We start from the raw sequence: 22,744 nt of genomic DNA on the forward strand, positions 1-22,744 counted from the left end.
GTATCATCAACACAAGCCGGAATCATCAATACAAACCGGAATCATCAATACAGGCCAAGCACCATATTTTTCTAAGGAGGGTCGCATGTGAAGAAAGCTGGTGAACTGAAATATGTGGCCAATGAACGGGCCCGGAAGCAGGAGGTAGAGGAGAGTGCAGTCCCTTTTTTAAACAGGGAGACGGTTAACAGGGTGAGGGCATTCCACCAGAGCTTTCCGCAATATGAGGTAACGCCGCTGCACAGTCTGAATAAGCTGGCCGGAAAACTCGGGGTTAATAAAATCTGGGTTAAAGACGAGTCCTTCCGGTTTGGCCTTAATGCTTTTAAGGTGCTGGGAGGCTCCTACGCAGCCGGAATGGTTCTGGCGGAAAAGCTTGAAAGGAAACCGGCGCAGCTGACTTTCGGTGAACTGAACACGGATGCGGTTAGAGCGCAGCTTGGAGCGGTCACTTTTGTAACGGCGACAGACGGAAATCATGGCAGAGGCATTGCCTGGGCGGCACAGCAGCTGGGCCAGAAATCGGTCGTGTTCATGCCCAGGGACTCCTCGGCAACCCGGCTCGCTAATATAAGAAAAGAAGGCGCAGACGCATCGGTCACCAGTTTCAACTATGACGATGCGGTAAGATGGGCTGGCACTTATGCGGCTGAGAATAACGGCACACTGGTGCAGGACAGCGCCTGGGACGGATATGAACAAGTTTCCGTCTGGATTATGCAGGGCTACTGCACATTGATCGATGAGGCGCTGGAACAGATCAGGGCGGAAGGGGAGGAGGCTCCGACGCATGTTTTTTTGCAGGCAGGGGTGGGGTCATTTGCAGCAAGCATGCTTGGTTATCTGTTGATGCAGTTTGGTGCGGACAGGCCGGTAACCGTCATTGTTGAGCCGGATGAGGCGGCCTGCATTTACAAGTCAGCGGCGGCAGGTGACGGCAAACCGCATGCTGTAGAAGGTTATATGCCTACAATCATGGCAGGACTGGCCTGCGGGGAACCGAGTACGATGGCGTGGCCGCTTTTGCGTGATTATGCGGATCTGTACATATCCTGTCCGGATTATACCGCCGCGAGTGGAATGAGAATCCTCGGCAATCCGCTGGAAGGTGATCCCAAAGTGATCTCAGGCGAATCCGGGGCAGTCGGGCTGGGCGTATTATACTCTATTCTGGAGCACGGAGATCAGCATGAGCTGGCTGAAAGGCTAAATCTTGACCAGAATGCCAAAATACTACTGATTAGTACTGAGGGTGATACCGATCCGGAGAGCTACAGGGAGATTGTCTGGAAAGGCAGTTTTTCGGGCCGGCGGGAAGGGGGAAAACATGGACAAGGACAAAGACAAGGACAAGGACAAAGACAAGGACAAGGACAAAGACAAGGACAGGGATATAGATGAGGCTGCGGCGATGAATACGGATGTGTCAGACTTTGAGGAGCAGCTTACCGCCTGGAGACATGATCTGCACAGGCGCCCCGAAACTGCGTTTGAGGAGAAGGACACCTCCAATTATATCGCCGCTGTACTGACGGAGATGGGCCTCAAGGTACATAGAGGCATCGGCGGAACAGGTATAGTGGCCAGCCTGACAGCGGGGAACGGGCCAGGGGTCATCGGCATCCGTGCGGATATGGACGCCCTTAATCTGACTGAAGAAGCACAGCACGCTTACTCTTCACTGAATCCCGGCAAGATGCACGCCTGCGGTCATGATGGCCATATGGCAATGGTATTGGGTGCAGCAAGGCTGTTAACCCAGCGCCAGCATTTTAACGGCACGGTCCGTTTTATCTTTCAGCCTGCCGAGGAGCCGGGAAAAGGGGCGCTGGCCATGCTCCGGGACGGGCTGCTCGAACGCTTTCCGGTGGATGAAATCTATGGCCTGCATAATATGCCCGGAATGCCGGCGGGTTCATTTTCTACCCGCAGCGGCGGTATAATGGCTAGTGAGGATAATTTTGTGATCAGGATTAAGGGGCAGGGTGCGCATGCGGCACGACCGCATATGAGCAAGGACCCGCTGGTTATTGCCTCGGAAATCATTATTGCTCTGCAGACCATCATCTCGCGCAATCTCGAGCCGGGCGTGCCGGCAGTAATTTCCTGCACGGAGCTTCATACGGACGGAATCCGCAATGCCATTCCGACCCGTGTTGAAATCAAAGGAGATACCCGCAGCTATACGCCTGAGGTGCAGCAGCTGCTGGAGGAGCGGATGCGGACGATCAGCACAGCCATTTGCGGAATGAACGGGGCGGAATGCACGTTTGAATATACCCATGAGTTTGCACCTACTGTTAACTGGGCGGAGTGCGTCGAATTCGCTGTAAAAGCAGCGCGTACCGTCGCCGGTGATAATTGTGTTGACCGGAATGTGCGGCCGATGATGATCTCCGAGGACTTTGGCGTCTTTCTGCAGCATATTCCGGGCTGCTTTGCATTTATCGGCAACGGCGACGATGCTGAAGGTTCGGGCAATATTCCGCTGCATAGCTCCGGTTATGATTTTAATGACCGGATCTTGAAGCGGGGGGCGGAATATTTTGCCGAGCTGGTCCGGATCCGGCTGCCGGGATAACCTAAATCTGCAGTGAAGGGAGTCTGCCGTGATAACCCGTAAACAGGCCTTTTTCTTTGATTTGGACGATACGCTTTACGATCATTTTGTGCCCTTTGAGGAAACAGTAAGCAGGCTGCTTACTGCGGATGAACAAGCAACGGATACGGCACGGCTGTTCTACCGGATGCGCCACCACAGCGATCAGCTCTGGCCGCGTTACGAGAGCGGTGAGCTGGAGCTGGCCGAGCTTAAGCTGCTTAGAATAGAGCTGGCCTGCAAGGATTGCGGATTGAAACTGGACCGCAGCCGGTCGGAGCAATTCCAGCGCGATTATCTGCAGCGCCAGCGCCGGTTTGACTGGATCAGCGGAGCAAGGGAGTGTATCCGCCGGCTTATGGAGGCCGGGCATCCGGTCGGCATTATTACCAACGGGCCCGAGGATTACCAGTGGGCCAAGATCCGGGGGCTCGGGCTGGACCGGTTCATCGCCAGGGAGCTGATCTTTATCTCCGGTGCGCTTGGATTGGCCAAGCCGGACCCTGGGCTTTTTGCATACGTTAACCGGATGACCGGAACGCTGCCGCCGGAATGTATATACATCGGAGACTCCTGGGACAAAGATGTGACCGGCGCGCTGGCAGCAGGCTGGCAGGCCTGTTGGTATAATCCCCGGGGGCTGCAGGCAGGTGACGGCCGGCAGCCTCATCTGGAGTTCAGCCGGTATGACGCTATACTTGCCGGATCGTTTATTAAACCTTGAATGGCTGGATGCCATCAAGGTTTTTTTATTGGCGCTAACGGACCGGGATGCTCTTATTATCCCTAAAATGAAGGCCGGACAGGTCATTTCCGCAAATAAGAGCGCTGGTGTCCGTTAGCCAGGCCAAGAGCGGGATTTTGGCTAAATAAGGTTATCTGAGTCCGTTACAGCCGGCTGCGTCTGAGTTCCTGCTGTTTGCACGGCGGGTAATCGGTTAATGATTGAGTGAGTGAACACCAAGACAGGTGCAAGGGGGCTATGCGATGTGGAGTAAGATGAAAGAGAAGCTGTATGACCGGAAGGAGCCGGCTTTTCCGCTGGCATTGTTCCGGATCGGGTTCTCGCTAGTATTTATGCTTGAGCTGCTGCAGATGATGACGCTCAGGGAGCTGATTTTTCAAAAAGACAGCCTGGCCGCAACCGTGCCGGCCTTCCTGACCGTCCTGTTTGTACTCTGGATGATCGCCTTGTTCCTGCTGCTGATCGGATACCTGACCCGCCCCGCTGCAATCGTCAACTATCTGATTAGTGTCTATATACTGGGCTTTGTTGTGGTGAATGAAGCGAACAACTGGCAGGTGGATTCGCTGTTTCTGACAGGCTCGTTTCTGCTGATGTTCATGCCTGTGCCGGCTTGCCTGTCAATAGAGAGTCTGATGGAACGACGCCGCCAGTCCAGAGTCCGTGTACGGAAGCTTCCCCGGCCCCAGGCCAGATTTATGCATACCGCGTTTCTGATTCTGCTGATCGGGCTGTTTTATCTGGATTCGATGTTCTACAAGCTCTCCTCGGACATGTATCTTTCGGGACTTGGCTTATGGGCCCCGGCCTCCCTGCCCTTTACTACTTACTATGATGTCTCCTGGCTGATCGATCATGAATGGCTGGTGCGCATCCTTGGCTATTCTCTGCTTCTCTATGAAGGCGTGTATATCTTCCTGGTGTGGTTCAAGCGGCTCAGGATATGGATGAGTCTTGCCGGAATACTCCTGCATGCCGGTGTGCTGGTTGTTTTCCCGATTCCGGCAATGAGCCTGCTGGTGATCACCATTCATCTGGCGATAATTCCGGAGAGCGCCTACCGCAAGCTCTATGACCGGTGGATCGCCGCGAAGCGCAAACGGCTGACCGTCTATTATGACCGGCTCTGCCCGCTGTGCCGCCAGACGTTAGGCATTCTCTCGGCACTGGATTTCCGCAAGGGAATTGAGTGGAAGGCGCTGCAGGATTTTGCGGCTGAGGAAAAGCTGCTGGCTGATATTCCGGAGGCAGATCTGCTGCATGACATTTATGCCGTGGAAAAGGGAGAGAGGCTGCATAAAGGAGTGGATACCTACGCTGCGGTTCTGCGGTCGATGGGCTGGGCTTATCCGGCAGGGCTTCTGCTGGGCCTGCCGCCGTTCCACGGTATCGCGGCGGCCATTTACGGCAAGGTGGCAGCGAAACGCAAACGGGAGGGCGGCTGCACAGACAGCACCTGCGGCATCGGGATCGTGGCTCCGCCGGAGAAGGCGGCGACTCCTTTTGCCGGGAAATTCTGGCCGGCAGGGACATTCCTGCTGTTGTGGGCGGTCTCGTTTGTAGTCATTTCCTTCGGGACACCGGCCTACGGGAAGTATTTCACCGGCGAGAACAGCAGCCTGACGGCTGCCCTCAGGGACACAGCTGCAGTCTACAAGCGGGTAACCTATCCCGTTCTGGGCTGGACTAACCATGGTGTATACACGGAAACTCATTATGAGAAGTATGGGTTTCAGACCCGGCTGGTCTATGTAGACGGAGATTCGTCCGTGCCGCTGCCGATCATGGACGACAATGGCTTTTCAAGGGGCTATAAGGTCGGCCGGCAGTGGGATAACTGGGCCTACGCCACGGTAAAACCCGACATTCCATATGAGCAGGCCAAGAGCAGTATGCTGGATTACGCCGCCTTTTGGGCAGAGGACAGCGGGACTGATCTGCACTCGGGCAACGGGCATATTGAAATCCAGCGGAAGCCGATCGACGTGTCGATGGATGACTTCCGTCCCGGACTGCTGCAGGACAATATGGACCAGCCCTGGAGCCGGATCGGTGAAATTGCAGCCAGCGGCGGCAGCCTGCAGCTTGTAATGGACGGCTCCGGGGGCAGCGGAGATGAGGGGACCTGGGGTGAGGCTGTGGAGGCTGCGGTCAATGCCACCACAACTGCATCGGCTCGATAACTGTAGCTACGTCCGCATCTCAGCGATAGTCATCCGCGCTGCATCAGCGTCTATAGACGAGCTCGCAGATGCGCTCGCGCCATGATCATCCGCACCGCATTTGCATCCAAAAGTCACCCGCAGCTGCGTTCGCCCCAGAGACATGCCGTGCTGTATCAGTATCCACGAACGCACAAGCAGTCATGTCCGCACCATATCCTTGTCTGCGTCACATCCGCTCCATTAAGGAGATCGCAGCTACACAAAAGTTATCCCACCCATAGCCGCATCAGCAGCCGCAAGCGCATTCGCGTTTGCGGCTGCATTGCGTCCCAGCCTCAGCCGTGGCAGTCTCGCATCCGCTACCCCCGCACCGCCACCCGAACCAGCTCAGTAATACAGCTTCCTGAACTGGTTCGGGCTGAGCTGCTCGTGCTTTTTGAACACGGTGCAGAAGTAGTTGGGGTCCTCGAACCCGGACAGGAGGGCCACCTCTTTTACAGGCATATTGGGACTGCGCAGCAATAGCTCCTTGCTGTTCTTGATCCGCACCGAATGGATGTACTGGAAAATCCGGATGTTCGTCGTCTTCTTGAACACAGTGCACAGGTGCTGCGGCGTAATGCCGGCCACTCCGGCCATCTCCTCCAGCGTCAGCGGTTTGTGGGCATTCTGCTCGATATAGTCAAACAGCGGCTTCAGCTTCAGATTGAGGCTGGATGCGCTGTTGTGCGGGTGGACAGAGGCATACTGGACCATTTCAATGAGCAGGGAATAGATTTGCGCAGACCACTCCAGGCTTCGCAGGGCATAGTCCGACTGCTGAATATCCATAATGCTCTGGATTCTGGCTGTAAAAACCTCAGGCTTCGAAATATAGTAAACGCCAGGAGCGGTAATCCCCGCCGTTCGCTTCAGGAATCCCTCCACCTGATGGCCGTCGAACACAATCCAGTTCACCCGCCAGGTCGGGCTGACCGCATAATACTCATGGGGAGCCCCCTTGAGCAGCAGCATCGCGGTGCCTTCTTTTACCCGGAAGGTTTTGCCGCCGGTGATCAGCTCGCCCTCACCCTCCACACATTGAATCCATTGATATAAGTAGCCGTCCGGACGGACAATAGGCTCCTGCTCCCAGTGAACACCCGCGTCCACAAGGTAGTAGGGGAGCGCTTTGTCTGATTCCGTGATAAGGGGCAGAAGCCGCCTGTACATAGGATCACGACCTTAATATTTTAATGTTTATATGAATATCCTTAGATTGTTCGCAGGGGATGACATCATTACAATATAAATATAACAAAGTTTGTGTAGCGCTTACAAATATATTAAAAGGATGGTACATCACAATGAGCAGGCTTGAAACCAAAATCATGGATGGCTGGGAATTCACCTTGCAGCAGCCTGGGGACGGAAATTTCGCACCCGTAAAGCTGCCGCATGACTGGGCGATCACCGCTGCGGTAAATACGCAGATGAAGCAGGGTGAGGCTCAGGGCTTCAGGGACCGCTGGGGAACAGGCTGGTACAGAAAGCGGCTGACCATCAGCAGAATTAAGGAAGGCTATGTGTATAAGCTGCATTTTGGCGGAATCTATGAAAATAGTACAGTCTGGGTCAACGGCAAAGAAGCAGGCGGCCATAAATACGGCTATACTAGCTTTGAACTGGATATCACAGACCTGATTCATGAAGGCGATAACCTGATTCAGGTTAAGGTAGATAACACCGTGTTCCCGGCGGACAGATGGTATTCGGGTGCAGGCATTTACCGTGATGTAACGCTGCTGGAGCTGCCGCAGAATCATCTGGTGCCTTATGAAATTCAAGTAACAACGAAAATTGATGACAACAAAGGCATTGTCACTGTAAAAACCGGCACAACTGCCCTCGTAAAAGCCGTTCTCACTGATGCAGATACAGACACCTCTTACACGGAAGAGTCCGACGAGCAGGGCATTATCCGGTTTGAGGTTCCATCAGCGAAGCTGTGGAGTCCGGAGCAGCCGCAGCTGTACCGTCTGGAGCTGTCGCTTTTGCAGGGGGATGAAGCTGTGGACCATTACGGCCTGAATGTCGGCATCAGAGAGATCAGGATGGTTCCGCACAAGGGGATGTACATCAACGGGCAGCTCACCAAGATCAAGGGGTTGTGTATCCACCAGGATGCAGGCTGTCTCGGAACGGCAGTTACCACTGAGATCTGGAAAGACCGGCTGCTTGCCTTCAAAAAAATCGGCTGTAACGCGATCCGCACCTCCCACCATATTTTTATGGCAGAGTTACTGGACCTGTGTGATGAGCTGGGCCTGCTGGTGTACGAGGAGCCTTTTGACAAATGGACCGGCGGGGCTTATGGGCGTTACTTCGAGACGGAGTGGCAGCGTGATCTGGAGGGGATGGTGAAGCGCGACCGGAATCATCCGTGCATCTTTATGTGGGGTGTCGGCAATGAGGTGGAGCATCAGGGGCAGGCCTCCATGCTGAAGATTCTTAGTATGCTGAGAGGGCATCTGCTAACGCTGGATGATACGCGGCCGGTGTCGTATGCGATGAACCCGCATTTTAAAGTTGAAAGTAATGTCGATGTGTCCAAAATAGAGGATATCCAGCAGTTTGTTGATGAAGCGGATGATACGGAAATTTATGATGTGGCCGAACGGGTGGAGCGGATCCGCCGGATCGGGGAAATCGTCGATGTGGTCTGCTGCAATTACCAGGAGCAATGGTACCCTGAGATTCATGAGGCTTTGCCGGATAAGCTGATTCTGGGCACGGAGACATACCAGTTTTTCCGCGGCCACCGCGAGCAGATGCAGAATTTTACGGCAGAGGTTCCCTGGATGGATGTGGAGCAGCACGATTATGTAATTGGCGGTATGCTGTGGACCGGGATTGATTACCTCGGGGAATCGATGGGGTATCCGGCCAAGGGCTGGGCTGGCTCGCTGTTCTATACGAATAATGAGCGCAAGCCGCTGTCTTATCTCTATGAAAGCTACTGGTCTGATAAGCCGATGGCCTATCTGGCCGTCATGGATTATTCCCTGCAGGACGAGGGCACCAAGGAGCACTGGGATACGCCGCGGTATGCCGGCCACTGGAACTTTCCGCAGTTCAACAAGACGGTGATTCCATACATGATTGCTACGAACTGCGAAGAGGTCACTCTTGAATTGAACGGTAAAAGCTTTCATGTGGGCAAGCCGGCCGCTTACCCGGGCCGGATGATTACCGGTTTTCTGCCTTATCAGCCTGGTACGATTACAGTAAAGGGCTATATCGGCGGCGAAGAAGTGAGCCAATATGTGCTGAAGACGGCAGGGCCTGCGGTCAGGCTGGTGTTTGATCAGGAGATTGTGCGTCTGAAAGCGGAGGATGTATCGCAAAAGCTGCTCACTGTCCGGGCTGTAGATGCTGATAGTGTGCCTGTGTTCCGTGACAGCTCCAAGGTGACCTTTGAGATTGAAGGCCCGGCGGAGATCATTGCTGTGGACAACGGCGATCTTAGCTCAAGCGAGCCGTATGACCGCAGCTGGATGCATCTGTACCACGGCTGTCTCAGCACGGCCATCCGTCTGACCGGAGAGAAGGGGCGCATTGTATTATCAGCTTACTCGGAAGGAATGTATCCGGCACAGCTGATCATTAATGTAGTGTAACTTTTGCATCAAAAAAGGGTATCCCGGCCGTCTGCTGACGGCTTACGGGATACCCCTTACTATCTAAGCGAAGCTATACAATCTCACGCCATGCGGCGGTACGGTTGTCTGCAGTGTACCTGCGGCAAGCTCAGCCGCTTCACCGCTCCACAGCTCGGTACCGGCTGCTGCGCTGAGGCCGATCTCTTCAAGAGCCAGCTCCACCTGCAGCGGGGCCTCACCGGTGTTGAACACCGCAGCATAACGGGTGCCGTCGTTATGCTCGGCTGTCCACACGATGAGCTCGCCCTTGCAGAGGGCTTCTCTTGCGCCGTGGCTCTCCTGCTGGATGCGCAGCACTTCGCGGTTCGTAAGCAATGACAGTGTCCACTCGTCATTGTCGCGCAGTTCGCCGCCGAAGATGAGCGGCGAGCGGAAAATGCTCCAGAGCGACATCATCGTCAGCTGCTCGTCGCGCGTGAACCGGGTCCAGCGGTCTGCGCCGCCGCCGTCCACGGAACGGATGCCGATATGGCCGAGCGGCAGCATATCGCAGTCCGGCCAGCTGCCGTCCCCGGGTACGCCCTGCCATTTGCGGCAGCGGTCGAACATGTCCAGCAGCAGCGGCCACAGATCCCAGAAGTCATCCGTGACCCGCCACATGTTGGCGTGCTCTACGAAGAAGTCTGCGTATTCCACCGGAGCCGGGCCCGGTGACAGGCTCAGCACCATCGGCCGGCCGCTGCGCTCGATCGCCTTGGAGATCAGGGCAATCTCCGGCTGGTGGGTATCATACAGCCTGGAAGCGGCGATGTCATCCACTTTGACCAGATCGACGCCCCACTGTGCATACAGCTCAAAGAGCGAATCGTAATATTCCTGTGCACCTTCTTTGGAGGCGTCCACTCCATACATATCTGTATTCCAAGGGCAGATGGAGTTCGTATGGGCAATCTCGCGTGCAGTTGCGGTTGTGCCGAGCAGCACCGTACCGGCATGTGCAGCCTGCCGCGGAATGCCGCGCATAATATGAATGCCGAACTTCAGCCCCAGGCTGTGTACGTAATCAGCAAGCGGCTTGAAGCCCTGGCCGTCCGCTGCCGAAGGGAAGCGGTTCTCGGCAGGCATCAGCCGTGAATATTCATCCATGACCAGCGGAACGAACGGCCGGTACTGGGAGGAGTTGGCGTAAGGCTCGTACCACTGAATATCAACGGTGATGTAGTTCCAGCCGTAGTCTTTAAGATGCTCTGCCATATATTCCGCATTGCCGCGGATTTCGGCTTCCGTTACGGCTGCGCCGTAGCAGTCCCAGCTGTTCCAGCCGAGCGGAGGAGTAGGTGCTGCAAGCTTATGTGTCATTGTAAATCTCCTTTTCTGATGGATTATTGCTCTTGTTAAGATCATCATAAGGTAGGAGATTCGCAATATCTATAGTAATCTTACAAGCCGGGTAGCACTATATTGCGGTTTGCTGTTAATCAAAGAACAGCCTGCGGTAGGTCAGGCTCTCGCCTCCGCTGCGGAATTCGCCCGGCGTCAGCCCGGTCAGCCCCCGGAACGCCTTGATGAAATAGCTTCCGCTGGAATAGCCGATTTGCCTGGCAATGGCTTCAATGCTGAGCCCGGTTCCCCTGAGCAGCTCCATGGCCTTCTCGGTTCGGACCCGGGTCAGATAAGCGCCGGGAGTCAGTCCGGTGCTGGCCGAGAAGCGGCGGATCAGATGGTACTTGGACAGCGCCACATGCTCGGACAGCTGATCGATGCTGATCATCTGCGCATAATGCTGCTCTATGTATTCAGCTGCCCGCTTCACGTTATCCGACCAGTTTTCCTTGTCCCGCTGGGTCGTTACCTGCATCCTGGCCAGCTCTGTCATGAACTGGTAGATGGAGGAGGAGGCGATTAGCGGGTCGGAGATCCGGCCTGCCGCGGCATCGGCGACAATCAGCTTCAGCAGCCGGATTGGCGCGCAGTCGGCAGGCAGGTGAGGGACTTCCCCGGCTTCGCGCAGAAATTTGCGCCAATGGGGCAGTATCAGGTCGGGGCGGAACAGCAGGAACAGGAACTCCCACGGCTCTGATGCCTCCGGGTCATAATAATAACGGTGGGGTCCGGGAATCTCCGCCAGAAAAGCCTGTCCGGCCGTGACCCGGTAAGTCCGGCCCCCGGATTCAAACACACCCTCGCCGGAGAGGGTGTACTGAAACAGCAGAAGCGGGCCATCGGTCCGTTCCAGTCCGTCCCAGCGGTAGGCCGGCGTGGTAATGGAATCACAGCCGGCGGCATACAGCACGCATAGCCTGAGCTCTTTATCTTCGGCGAACCGGAAGCCGTAGGTGCCTGCGGACATATCCATAGCTGTAGGTGGCCTCCTTGCAGGAATAGTATCTGACTGTAACTTTATCACACCCGTCCGCAAAAAACAGCGCCGCTCCCGCAGGCGGGAGCAGCGCTGTGCTGTCTATCTAGTAAGGCTATGGCGTATCCGGCTTTATTCTCAGGCCCGGGCACTTTCAGCCGGTTTGGAGCTGAAGGCTCTGCGGACCAGCTTGACCAGCTCCATCAGGATAACGGCACCCAGTGCCAGGCCTGTTGCTGTCAGCCAGTGGGACATGCCGAACGTATCGGGAATGGAGAAGATTTGTCTGATTCCCGGCAGTACTGCAACACCGTAGAAGGCGAAGCAGACCAGGACAGCTCCAATCACATATTTGTTGCTGAAGAAGCCGGCTTCAATCGAAGTCTGGGTATTGGAGCGCGCGGCAAAGGTCTGAAGCGTACGGGACAGAATCAGCGTGGTGAACGCCATCGCTACACCCATTTCATCAGAATGCTGAAGACCCAGGTACAGCGAGACAATAACCGCTGCTCCGATAAGTACACCGCGGGTAATGATCGCCTGCATCAGGCCGCCGGAGAAGATGCCTTCATTAAGCTCTCTCGGCTTTCTGCTCATCACATTCGGCTCGGCTTTTTCCATACCCAGGGCAATCGCAGGGAGGGAGTCATTAGCCAGATTGATGAACAGCAGCTGAATCGCCGTGAACGGGTTGATCCAGTCGAAGATCAGGGCGAACAGGATGGCGATAATCGCACCCAGGTTGCCCGAGAACAGATAGGCGATCGCTTTTTTGATATTGTCGAACACCGTCCGGCCTACAGAGACTGCGTTAACGATCGAGACAAAGTTATCATCAGTCAGAATCATTGCGGCTGCATCCTTGGCAACATCGGTCCCGCTGCCCATCGCTACGCCGATATCCGCCTGCTTCAACGCAGGGGCGTCATTTACGCCGTCGCCGGTCATGGCTGTGATTTTACCTTTACGCTGCCATGCGCGGACAATCCGGATCTTGTTCTCCGGGGAGACACGGGCATATACGCCGATCTGCTCCAGCTTGCTGTCGAGCTCTGCATCGGACATGGCATCCAGTTCCTGGCCGGTGATGGCAATATCCGTTTTGCTCATCAGTCCAATGTCGCGGCCGATGGCCTGGGCCGTGGTTTTGTGGTCGCCGGTGATCATGATCGTGCGGATACCGGCGTTTTTGGATTCGGCGATGGCGCTGTAGACCGCTTCACGCGGAGGGTCAATCATCGCAGTTAATCCTACGAGCACCAGATTCTTTTCATCCTCAAGCGTAATTTGTGTAGTGGAATTCGGTACCGTTTTGTAGGCATACGCGAGGACACGCAGTGCCCTGGTGGAGAAATCCTCATTGACTTTAATGAACCGCTCACGCAGCTCCTCTGTAAACGGTACTTCCTGTTCATCGATCAGCACATGCGAACATACGCTAAAGAGCACATCCGGTCCGCCTTTGGTGATCATTTTCTTTTGTCCGCCAAACGTATGCAGGGTACTCATCAGTTTACGTTCGGAGTCAAACGGGAGCTCTGCCTCCCGGGGGAAGTTATCCCGGATTTCCTGGTAATTCTTATCAAGGCTATTACTGAAGGCGATAAGCGCAACCTCTGTCGGGTCACCCAGCTCCTTACCCTCTTCATTGATATTCGAGTCGTTACAGAGAACGGCAATATGCAGCAGCCTGCGGGCTTCCGGGGACCATTCATGATGTTCAAGCTTGAACTGGTCCTTCTGTCCCTCCGGCAGATAATAATCGACAACCGTCATTTTATTCTGGGTGAGAGTACCTGTTTTGTCCGTACAGATGACACCGGCCGAACCGAGCGCCTCAACAGCCGGCAGCTTGCGGATAATCGCATTCTGCTTGGCCATCTTGTTCGTGCCTACAGACAAGACAATCGTCACGATGGAGGAGAGCGCTTCAGGAATAGCGGCTACCGCGACAGCGACAGCAAACATAAGAGCGTTGAATATGGCTTCAGTGGTATCAACGTTAGTATCCGACAGCCATACACGGCCGGCCTGGATACCGAAGATAATGACCGACAGGATCAGAATAGCAATACCGAGCTGTTTACTGAAGGCTTCGAGCTTGCGCTGCAGCGGTGTCTGCTTGGCTTCGGCGCTTTCCAGCAGCTCGGCGATTTTACCAATTTCAGTAGTCAGAGCAGTGCCAGTAACGAGAAAAACACCGCGTCCGTATACCACCAGGGAACCGCTGAATGCCATATTGCGGCGGTCGCCGAGCGGGGCTTCCTGGTCAATGGTGTTGGTATGCTTTTCAACAGCCTCGGATTCCCCGGTCAGCATACCTTCATTGATCTTAAGGCTTCCGGATTCGATGATCCGGCCGTCGGCAGGGACGAAATCCCCGGCCTCGAGAATAACGATATCACCGCGGACAAGCTCGCGAGCGGGAACGGTCCGGGGGGCGCCGTCACGCAGCACTTTAGCTTCAGGTGCCGACATCTGCTGCAGGGCAGCCAGAGAGCTTTCCGCTTTGCGGGTTTGAATGACACTGATTACGGCATTGAGGATCAGGACGAGGAAAATAATGAGCGATTCCATGACATGTCCCATAAAAATTTGGACGGCAGCTGCGATCAGCAGCACGACCACCATCGGGTCTTTGAAATTTTCCAGGAAAAGCTTCCATAGCGGATCCCTGTCCCGTCCCTTGATTTCATTGTAGCCATCCTGTTCCAGCCGCCTCTGGACCTCTGCTGAGGTGAGCCCTTTTGCCGAGCTTTTCTGCTCCTGTAAGCTGTCTGATACACTTTTGCGGTAATACTCCACTAATGATTTCTCCTCTCTGCTGTGCGGTGTCTTTTTATCTGTAGCACATAAGCTTCGATTTATTGGACTAATACCCGTTACATTCGTCTTCTACTCAGGTATGATACATCAGTTTGCCCAATAATTACGATTTGGAACCTGTTTGTAAAAGTTACGGTTAACACGGGGAGGAGGTTTCAAAAGAAACGCATTCCTGTGCGGTGCTGCGGATGAATGTACGACAATCAATTGATTTGATTATAGCCCGGCACCCCGTTGGTTGCTAAAATGGCATATGAAGAAAAGGATTTATGAAAAAAATTTCATGAAAGTATCATCCTCAGAGCGGTCTTTACCGTCTGCACAAGTAATGAGCGGGGGAAAACAATGCTTAACAGGCTGCGGGGGCTTTCGCGTTGGAATTTAGTAGAATAGAGAGGCGGATGGAAATGGAATATAGCTGTGTTTTGAAACCTTATCCAGAATGTACATATGATGCGGGCCGCGGAAACGGTTATGCTGCTGCGCCGGGGCTGTCCGGAAACGAGGATTTGCGGGACTCCTGGCCGGGGGATTATTATTCGCCGCCTGTGCCCACGCTGCTGATGGATGTGCCGAACGGCAATTACAATGTTGCAGTAAAGATAGCATTATCGGCTCAGGAGGGGATAACAGCCTTGCGGGAGGGAGTGGGACATATCAGACTGCTGCGGCAAAATACGGAAGCTGATCCGCAGGTTACGGCCTCCTTCGCTGTTCATGTTAATAACGGCCAACTGCTGCTTGCCTCGGGAGCAGGCTCTGTAATGGGGCAGGTCGAGATCAGGCGGAACGCAGAAATTCCAACACTATTTCTCGCAGGAGACTCCACCGTTACGGATCAGGCATCGTCGAAGTATCCGTATTCCGGCTGGGGACAGATGCTCGGGCTTTTTTTGCGGGATGATCTTGCTGTTGCCAATCATGCGTGCTCCGGGAGAAGCGCCAAAAGCTTTATTAAAGAGGACCGCCTGACCAGAATTGCCAAAAAGCTGCGCAAAGGCGATTTTCTGCTGATTCAGTTCGCTCATAATGACGAAAAGGAAACAGAGGACGGAGCAGGGCCGTTTACTACCTATCCGCACTATCTGCAGCAGTATATCAATCTTGCGAGAGAAAAAGAGGCCTATCCTGTGCTGGTATCCCCGATGCACCGGCGCTTCTTCGAGGCGGACGGGAGTATCCGGAATACACACGGGGATTACATTGAAGCTATGCGGCAGCTTGCCTTGCGGGAGGAGGTGCCTTATATTGACCTGGCCTCTATGAGCAGAGCTTATTTCGAAGAGCTGGGGGATGAGCGCACCAAGCAGGTTTTTCTGTGGGCAGAGCCGGGTCAGTACGCTAACCTGCCTGAGGGTGCCGAGGACAATACCCATTTCACGGAAGCAGGAGCTGTTGAGATCGCGAGGCTGGCAGCCCGGGGAATCCGTGATGCGGGATTTGAACCGCTTAGCCGGCATCTTATCACGGAAGAAGAAGCTGCGGCGGTATTGAACCGGATCGTGTGAGAGCAATAATCGTAATAAATAAGGGACTGGCTTTTTGAGGGCCCGGCAGGTACGGTTGGTTGATAGTGCTGAAAACGGGCAATTAGTTATTACATTGGTTGGGCTTGCTGCAGAAGTGGCGGTAGAGTAAGGATGAGGCTTAGCTTGGGGGCTGAGATACTGTGATAGCGGGGATAGCGCTGGATAGCACTGGTGCATCTTTAACTAACTAATATCTGCTGCCCCGGCCAGCATCTTCAACCCAAAAGTGTGCTGCCATAGAGCTGTGGTTAATCCAATACAGCTGCCGTTGTCGGTAGAGCGGGGACGGTAGGAGTTAGCCGCGCAGTGTTTTGGAAGAGCGGGGACGGTAGGAGTTAGCCGCGCAGTGTTTTGGAAGAGCGGGGACGGTAGGAGTTAGCCGCGCAGTGTTTTGGAAGAGCGGGGACGGTAGGAGTTAGCCGCGCAGTGTTTTGGAAGAGCGGGGACGGTATGGAGTTAGCCGCGCAGTGTTTTGGAAGAGCGGAGACGGTATGGAGTTAGTCGGAAGTGTTTTGGAAGAGCGGGGACGGTAGGAGTTAGCCGCGCAGTGTTCCGCAAGAGTAGAGGACGAGCTGATTGTTAAAACTAACATTATGTTCTATACAATCTATGGATCTGACACAGCAGCTTGCTATTTGTGCCGGCTTAAAATGCGCTGAAACCCCGCCCCATGTGCCGAACCCTCGCCCGAACCCCACAATTAAAGGGGAAAATCCCCTTAAATGAGCCAAAACCCTCGTCCCAACCCACAATTAAAGGGGAAAATCCCCTTAAATGAGCCAAAAACCCGCCCCAACCCCACAATTAAAGGGAAAAATCCCCTTAAATGAGCCAAAAAACCGCCCCAAACCCACTATTAAAGGGAAAAATCCCTTTAAATGAGCTAAAACCCCGTCCCAACTCACCATTAAAGGGAAAAATCCCCTTAAAAGAGCCAAAACCCCGCCCCAAACCCACTATCAAAGGGAAAAATCCCCTTAAATGAGCCAAAACCCCGCCCCAAACCCACTATTAAGGGGAAAAATCCCCTTAAATGAGCCGCAACCCCGCCCCAACCCCACCATTAAAGGGAAAAATCCCCTTAAATGAGCTAAAACCCCGTCCCAACCCACCATTAAAGGGAAAAATCCCCTTCCTCCACTAATCCCCAAACAAAAGCTGCCCGTCCCCGCGCCTCGAAACAGCCCGCTCCTAGCCCAGATCACTCCCCAGCCCGCACGCTAAGGCGGTACTGCCGGGGAGCCATGCCGATCTTCCGCCTGAACAGCTGATGGAAAAATTTCAGATCGGCATAGCCGACGGCTGCAGCGGTCTCGGCAACGCTGAAGCTGGTGTCCGCAAGCAGCCGGCAGGCAGCATCCATGCGGATATTGTGCAGGTAGCCGGTGAAGCTCATGCCGGTCTGCTGCCGGAAGAGCCGGCTGAACTGCCGCTCACTGAGGTTGGCTGCGGCGGCAAGCCCGCTTAGCGTCAGACCGCCGGCATAATGGACTTTCATGCTGGCGATGGCTTCTTCGACCGCCATCCACTGCGGTCTCGTCCCTGCAGATGTGCCGGTCTGCAGTTGCTGCCTGTACAGGCCGGTCAGCAGCCGCACAATGAGCGCGGCTATAACGGCCAAATACCCCGGCGGCCTGGCCGAGAACTCGCTGTACAGCTCCTGGAACTGCGAATGATAGACTCCGGTAGTGTCTTTTATGGAGAACCAGGGCATATGCTCATCTGTGAAATAATCACATATAACCGCAGCCTGCGGAAAAGCCCCCCGGAGCCCGGTCAAATAGTCCACCGGAAACAAGCAGTTATATACGATCAGCGGCCGGTCCTTCTTGGTTGTTCTGGGCCGGAACACGTGGCTGCGCCCGACCGGAATAAAGAACAGGGTTCCATGCTCCACCGGCAGTGCCTCATCGTCAATGTAGTGAACCCCTGAGCCTTCACTCACATATGTAATTTCGACGAACTCATGAGAGTGCTCATGCAGCTCGAAATTTTCGTAGGCACGGTTGACATAGACGGGAATATCCGGGCCAAAAAACGCCTGGCCCGACATCACGAAGCTGCTGCGTCTGACGGTCATGCGGATTACTCCTCTGCACGTTGGTTAACATACTGACTTCATCCTAAGCAATCAGGCTGTGAATGTCCAGATCCGCCTATAACTATGTCTGGAATAGCCTCCATATACAATCGATCTGCCCCATACAATAGACGTAGAAATGCCGGGAACAGAAGGAAGCAGAGGACCGTGACCGGCCTGAGGACTACATCTTACTTAAAGGAGCGGCTTAAATGACCCAATGTAAAGTGTTAAATCTGATGGTGAATTACAGAAGAAATCCCTTGGGAATGGATGATCTTAACCCGCGGCTCAGCTGGCAGATCCAGGCGGAGACAAGAGGCTTCATCCAATCCGCCTATCAGATTCAGGCGGGCTGTGATCTGTCCTTTGAAGCAGAAGCAGAGCTCGTGTGGGATACCGGAAAGGTCGTATCCGATTCCAGTGTGCACATAGAATACCAGGGGCAGACCTTACAGCCGCGCACCCGTTATTACTTCAGAATCCGGGTATGGGATTCCGAAGGTAACGGCTCAGCATGGAGCGCACCGGCATACTGGGAAACGGGATTGCTCTCAGCGCAAAACTGGCAGGCGAGCTGGATAACGGCACCCGTTCCCGGGCAGCTCACTGAGAAGAACGAAGACCCGTGCGATTATTTCCGCACAGAATTCGAGCTTCCTGCCGGTGCTGTCTCTGCGCGCATTTACGCAACATCACTTGGCTTGTACAGATTATATGTAAACGGTTCCCCGGCGGATGATACACTGTTCAACCCCGGCTGGACGAGCTACAACAAACGGCTGCAGTATCAGACCTATGATGTGACCCGGATGCTCACGGCGGGCGGGAATACACTTGGCTGTATCGTAGGAAACGGCTGGTACAAAGGCTATCTGGCCTGGGACGGAGGCAAGGACCATTACGGCAAACAGCGTGCGTTACTCGTTCAGCTGCATATTACGTTAGCCGACGGCTCGGAACAAATCATTGTCACAGACGGCAGCTGGCGCACTTCAACCGGATCGCTGCTGATGTCAGAGCTGTATCACGGTGAAACCTATGATGCGCGGCTTGAGCCGGACGGATGGGCTTCTCCCAACTTTGCAGGCCACCATTGGAAGCAGGCGGCACTCACGGATGCTCCGCCTCCGCTGCTGGTAGCCCAGGAGAACGAGCCGGCCCGGATTGTTGAAACCATTAAGCCTATCGCGGTCATAACTACACCGGCAGGAGCAACTGTGCTGGATATGGGCCAGAATATGGTTGGATGGGTCAGATTTACAGTGAAGGCTGAAGCCGGTACAGTGGTCACGCTGCAGCATGCCGAGGTGCTGGACCGTGACGGTAATTTTTATACCGGTAATCTGCGTTCCGCCAAGCAGACCGTGACTTATATCTGCCGGGGCGGAGAGCCGGAGACATTTGAGCCGCATTTTACATTCCAGGGCTTCCGTTATGTACAAGTGACGGGTGTGCCGCACGATCAGCTGCTGGAACAGTTCACCGGCTGTGTGATCCATTCTGATCTGGAGCAGACCGGCAGCTTCAGCTGCTCTGATGAGCTGGTGAACCGGCTGCAGCATAACATTCTGTGGGGCCAAAAAGGGAATTTCCTCGATGTGCCGACCGACTGCCCGCAGCGTGACGAAAGACTGGGCTGGACGGGGGATGCGCAGGTGTTCATCCGTACGGCGGCCTTTAATATGAATGTGGTGCCTTTTTTCGAAAAATGGTTAAAGGATCTCGCTACCGACCAGGAGGCGGACGGAAGAGTGCCGCATGTCATTCCTGACATCCCGACAGCAGGTTATGGATCTTCGGCCTGGGGGGATGCAGCCGTCATTTGTCCGTGGACACTATACCAGTGCTACGGGGACGTCCGCATACTGAAGCAGCAGTATCCAAGCATGAAGGCTTGGGTGGAATATATCCGTGCCCAGGGCGAGCATGAATTCCTGTGGAACACCGGCCACCACTTTGGAGACTGGCTGGGGCTGGATGCGAAGGAGAACAGCTACATCGGGGCAACGCCGAAGGATCTGATCGCGACCGCCTTTTTTGCCTACTCAACAGAGCTTTTGGCCAAAACCGCAGAGGTAACCGGGCAACAGGAGGAGGCTGAGAAATACCGTCAGCTGCACGGCAATATCATCCGCGCTTTCCGTGAGGAATTCGTAACGCCAAGCGGCCGGGTGGCCTCTCCCACACAAACGGCTTATGCAGTTGCACTGATGTTCGATCTTTTGGAGGAAAAAGACCGTCCGCGTACGGCCGCGATGCTGGCTGATCATGTAAAAGAAAACGGGACCCATCTGACGACCGGTTTTGTGGGAACGCCGTATCTGTGCCTGGTCCTCTCCCGCTTCGGGTACACCGAACTGGCCTATGAGCTGGTACAGCAGAAGGAATACCCTTCCTGGCTGTATTCCGTCCTTCAGGGGGCGACGACGATCTGGGAGCACTGGGATGGAATCAAGCAGGACGGCTCCTTCTGGAGCGACAATATGAACTCTTATAATCATTATGCATACGGCGCTGTAGGAGATTGGCTCTACCGTATTGCCGGGGGCATCGAGCTTATCGAGCCGGGCTACAAAAAAATCCGCATCCAGCCCCAGCCGGGCGGTCAGCTCACTTGGGCGGAAGCCTCCTACAGCTCCGTATACGGTCCGATCCGTTCAGCATGGAGCAAACAGGCGGATGGTTCACTGGAGCTGAAGATAACGGTCCCGGCCAATACTACAGCTGAGTTCATAGTGCCGGCCGGGCAGCAGGGGGAAATTCTGGAGAGCGGGGAAGCGCTGGATCGCGTAAGCGGGGTTCTATCCGCAGAAGAGAACGCCGGCGTCCGGAAGCTGACCATAGGATCAGGGAATTACCGGTTCGCGATAGCTTAACCCTATAATTGCAAAAAAAAGCGGCAGCTAAGGACGGGAATACAGTGTCTTTAGACTGCCGCTTTTTGATTGGGTTAAGGGGGAAGATTAATTTGCCTTGGCAAGCTTTGTGCCGCGGACCGAGGATGTGGCGTATACGATAAGCGCTGTCCAGATAAGACCGAAGCCGAGGAGCAGAACAGGCGAGACCGTTTCCTTAAACACAAATATGCTCAATAACAGCATAATGGTCGGACCGATGTATTGTACAAAGCCGAGCGCGGACAGTGACATCCGGGCAGCTGCCCTTGCAAAAAAGAGCAGCGGCAGGGCCGTTACTGCGCCGGAGAGAAGCAACCCGGCAAACATAGACGGGGACAGCAACCAGGCTGTAGACTCTCCTGTGACCGCCAAATAGATCCAGTAGCCGAGCGCGACGGGCAAAACTACGGCTGTCTCAGACAGCAAGCCCACAGAAGCATCCTGCATAGTCTTCTTCTTGGCAAGGCCGTACAGGCCGAACGACACGGCCAGCGAGATCGCGATCCACGGGAAACGTCCGTAGTTGATGGCGATAATAAGCACCGCAGCGCTGGCGATGGCAATCGCGAGCCAGTGGCCGCGGTTTGGCTTCTCATGGAGGAAGACGACTGCAAGCAGCACATTTAACAGCGGGTTCAGATAATAACCGAGGCTGGTCTCGACGACATGCCCGTTATTCACCGCCCAGATAAAGATGAGCCAATTCACAGCGATCAGCAGTCCGCTGGCGGTGAGCGATAACAGCTGTGAGCGGCTGGCCGCAATCCGCCTGATGTCACCCCAGCGGCGCTGGACGGCGACGAGAACAGCCATGAAGACGAACGACCAGACTACCCGGTGCGACAGAATCTCGCCTGCCGGCACATCATTAAATAACTTCCAATACAGCGGGAGAATTCCCCACATGATATAAGCGATTATAGCGTTGACCAATCCGTTATTCATTTCCAATTCTCCTCTTTACGTTTAAACACTACAGCTGAAAGCTCTCCTTAATTCTCTGTGCGACCTCAGCGGCAGACAGGTCCGTATTGTTGATTCTTAAATAACGCTCCCTGGTGATTTCACCCTCATCAGAATTAAGCCGGTGCTGTTCCATCGTCTGCAGCAGGTTCTGCTCAGAGCGGGCGACATCCCGTTTGGTTGGCTTATGCTCAAGCCGGTGCGGTGTTTTGTTCCGTTCCAGCCGCTCCTCAAGTGCGGTCTCAAGCTCAACCAGGTATACTTCTCCGCCCCGGTCTTCGATTATGGAACAGACGGATTCGATGTAATCCCAGTCGCTCTGCAGATCAAAGGCCCATACATAGGTGAAAATCATTCCATACAGCCCGCTGCCGGCAGCCGTTTCGAATATGTCCTGGCGGAATTTGTTGACGAGCCCCCACATTTCCGGGCTGAAGCCGAAAAAGGGTGCCAGCAGCTCAATCGTCATATGGTTGTGGAACAGCTTCAGCTCAGTAATCTTTTCCAGCTCATGTCCGATGGTCATTTTGCCGGAGGCCTGCGGCCCGAATAGAATGATCAGCTTCATCATCTAAGTCCCCTTTTGAGCATTTTGATTCATAATAACACAGGAAAAAGTAACGGGCGTATCATTAAATGCACAGCTTAGGGGGTAATGAACAGTATGCGGCAGAGATGACTATGAACGAGGGGGTTACACAATGCTGATCCTTAGGGTACTGGCAGGCTTGGCGCTGTTTATTCTTGGGCTTCTGTACCTTGTACAGAGCAAAGTGACCGTAAACATCACCACGCCCAATAAAGTGGAAACCAAAAAGTATACCAAGGGCGTTCCGCTGATTTTATCCAGAATCGCCGGTATAGCCATGCTGATTCTCGGTGTGCTGATCTGGATTTTCGGATTCCCGCATTTTTCGGATTGAATGATAATTTTCTC

Annotated in this window: 16 protein-coding genes; 8 read left to right on the forward strand and 8 right to left on the reverse strand. The window is 54.3% G+C overall.

Going from position 1 to position 22,744, the window contains the following annotated elements; all coding sequences use genetic code 11:
* Positions 1 to 87 precede the first annotated feature (87 nt).
* The 4 genes from dpaL to AC4G46_RS07865 all read left to right on the forward strand — a co-directional run bounded on the left by dpaL (position 88) and on the right by AC4G46_RS07865 (position 5,527).
* Positions 88 to 1,401 carry a diaminopropionate ammonia-lyase gene (gene dpaL, locus AC4G46_RS07850; RefSeq protein ID WP_491127433.1) on the forward strand — a complete coding sequence of 438 codons (1,314 nt, stop codon included), beginning with the start codon at positions 88 to 90 and terminating at the stop codon, positions 1,399 to 1,401.
* Positions 1,328 to 2,581: a M20 aminoacylase family protein gene (locus tag AC4G46_RS07855; RefSeq protein ID WP_491127434.1), complete on the forward strand. Its 1,254-nt coding sequence runs from the start codon at positions 1,328 to 1,330 to the stop codon at positions 2,579 to 2,581. The genes dpaL and AC4G46_RS07855 overlap by 74 nt, the downstream gene beginning before the upstream one ends.
* A gap of 28 nt (positions 2,582 to 2,609) precedes the next feature.
* A complete protein-coding gene (locus tag AC4G46_RS07860; RefSeq protein ID WP_491127435.1) occupies positions 2,610 to 3,323 on the forward strand; it encodes an HAD family hydrolase in 714 nt (237 codons plus the stop codon).
* A gap of 263 nt (positions 3,324 to 3,586) precedes the next feature.
* Positions 3,587 to 5,527, forward strand: a complete 1,941-nt coding sequence (locus AC4G46_RS07865) for a DCC1-like thiol-disulfide oxidoreductase family protein (protein ID WP_491127436.1) — start codon at positions 3,587 to 3,589, stop codon at positions 5,525 to 5,527.
* A gap of 6 nt (positions 5,528 to 5,533) precedes the next feature.
* Here AC4G46_RS07865 and AC4G46_RS07870 read toward each other — a convergent pair whose 3' ends face one another.
* Both AC4G46_RS07870 and AC4G46_RS07875 read right to left on the reverse strand, forming a co-directional pair.
* Positions 5,534 to 5,671 carry a hypothetical protein gene (locus AC4G46_RS07870; RefSeq protein ID WP_491127437.1) on the reverse strand — a complete coding sequence of 46 codons (138 nt, stop codon included), beginning with the start codon at positions 5,669 to 5,671 and terminating at the stop codon, positions 5,534 to 5,536.
* Between the two features lie 225 nt (positions 5,672 to 5,896).
* A complete protein-coding gene (locus tag AC4G46_RS07875; protein ID WP_491127438.1) occupies positions 5,897 to 6,721 on the reverse strand; it encodes an AraC family transcriptional regulator in 825 nt (274 codons plus the stop codon).
* Between the two features lie 134 nt (positions 6,722 to 6,855).
* Between AC4G46_RS07875 and AC4G46_RS07880 the strand changes: the two genes are divergently transcribed.
* A complete protein-coding gene (locus AC4G46_RS07880; RefSeq protein ID WP_491127439.1) occupies positions 6,856 to 9,168 on the forward strand; it encodes a glycoside hydrolase family 2 TIM barrel-domain containing protein in 2,313 nt (770 codons plus the stop codon).
* Positions 9,169 to 9,231: 63 nt separating this feature from the next.
* On the opposite strand, the gene AC4G46_RS07885 is transcribed toward AC4G46_RS07880, so the two are convergent.
* The 3 genes from AC4G46_RS07885 to AC4G46_RS07895 all read right to left on the reverse strand — a co-directional run bounded on the left by AC4G46_RS07885 (position 9,232) and on the right by AC4G46_RS07895 (position 14,314).
* Positions 9,232 to 10,509 carry a glycoside hydrolase family 27 protein gene (locus AC4G46_RS07885; protein ID WP_491127440.1) on the reverse strand — a complete coding sequence of 426 codons (1,278 nt, stop codon included), beginning with the start codon at positions 10,507 to 10,509 and terminating at the stop codon, positions 9,232 to 9,234.
* A 115-nt stretch (positions 10,510 to 10,624) separates the two neighbouring features.
* Positions 10,625 to 11,506, reverse strand: a complete 882-nt coding sequence (locus AC4G46_RS07890; protein WP_491127441.1) for an AraC family transcriptional regulator — start codon at positions 11,504 to 11,506, stop codon at positions 10,625 to 10,627.
* A gap of 141 nt (positions 11,507 to 11,647) precedes the next feature.
* Positions 11,648 to 14,314 carry a cation-translocating P-type ATPase gene (locus tag AC4G46_RS07895; protein WP_491127442.1) on the reverse strand — a complete coding sequence of 889 codons (2,667 nt, stop codon included), beginning with the start codon at positions 14,312 to 14,314 and terminating at the stop codon, positions 11,648 to 11,650.
* A gap of 446 nt (positions 14,315 to 14,760) precedes the next feature.
* Here AC4G46_RS07895 and AC4G46_RS07900 point away from each other — a divergent pair, with 446 nt between their 5' ends.
* Positions 14,761 to 15,843 (forward strand): rhamnogalacturonan acetylesterase, encoded by a 1,083-nt coding sequence (locus tag AC4G46_RS07900; protein WP_491127443.1) that lies wholly within the window; start codon positions 14,761 to 14,763, stop codon positions 15,841 to 15,843.
* 1,222 nt (positions 15,844 to 17,065) lie between these two features.
* On the opposite strand, the gene AC4G46_RS07905 is transcribed toward AC4G46_RS07900, so the two are convergent.
* Positions 17,066 to 17,944 (reverse strand): AraC family transcriptional regulator, encoded by an 879-nt coding sequence (locus tag AC4G46_RS07905; protein ID WP_491127444.1) that lies wholly within the window; start codon positions 17,942 to 17,944, stop codon positions 17,066 to 17,068.
* A 212-nt stretch (positions 17,945 to 18,156) separates the two neighbouring features.
* On the opposite strand from AC4G46_RS07905, the gene AC4G46_RS07910 reads away from it, so the two are divergent.
* Entirely contained in the window at positions 18,157 to 20,823 is a 2,667-nt protein-coding gene (locus AC4G46_RS07910; RefSeq protein ID WP_491127445.1) for a family 78 glycoside hydrolase catalytic domain, read from the forward strand.
* Between the two features lie 87 nt (positions 20,824 to 20,910).
* Here the strand turns inward: AC4G46_RS07910 and rarD are convergent, their stop codons facing one another.
* Both rarD and AC4G46_RS07920 read right to left on the reverse strand, forming a co-directional pair.
* Positions 20,911 to 21,789 (reverse strand): EamA family transporter RarD, encoded by an 879-nt coding sequence (rarD, locus tag AC4G46_RS07915; protein ID WP_491127446.1) that lies wholly within the window; start codon positions 21,787 to 21,789, stop codon positions 20,911 to 20,913.
* 28 nt (positions 21,790 to 21,817) lie between these two features.
* The gene (locus AC4G46_RS07920) at positions 21,818 to 22,375 is read right to left on the reverse strand and encodes a DEAD/DEAH box helicase family protein (protein ID WP_491128816.1); all 558 of its coding nucleotides are present in this window, start codon (positions 22,373 to 22,375) and stop codon (positions 21,818 to 21,820) included.
* 133 nt (positions 22,376 to 22,508) lie between these two features.
* On the opposite strand from AC4G46_RS07920, the gene AC4G46_RS07925 reads away from it, so the two are divergent.
* The gene (locus AC4G46_RS07925; RefSeq protein ID WP_491127447.1) at positions 22,509 to 22,730 is read left to right on the forward strand and encodes a hypothetical protein; all 222 of its coding nucleotides are present in this window, start codon (positions 22,509 to 22,511) and stop codon (positions 22,728 to 22,730) included.
* Positions 22,731 to 22,744 lie beyond the last annotated feature (14 nt).

It is taken from the genome of Paenibacillus sp. fava2, from assembly GCF_058313675.1.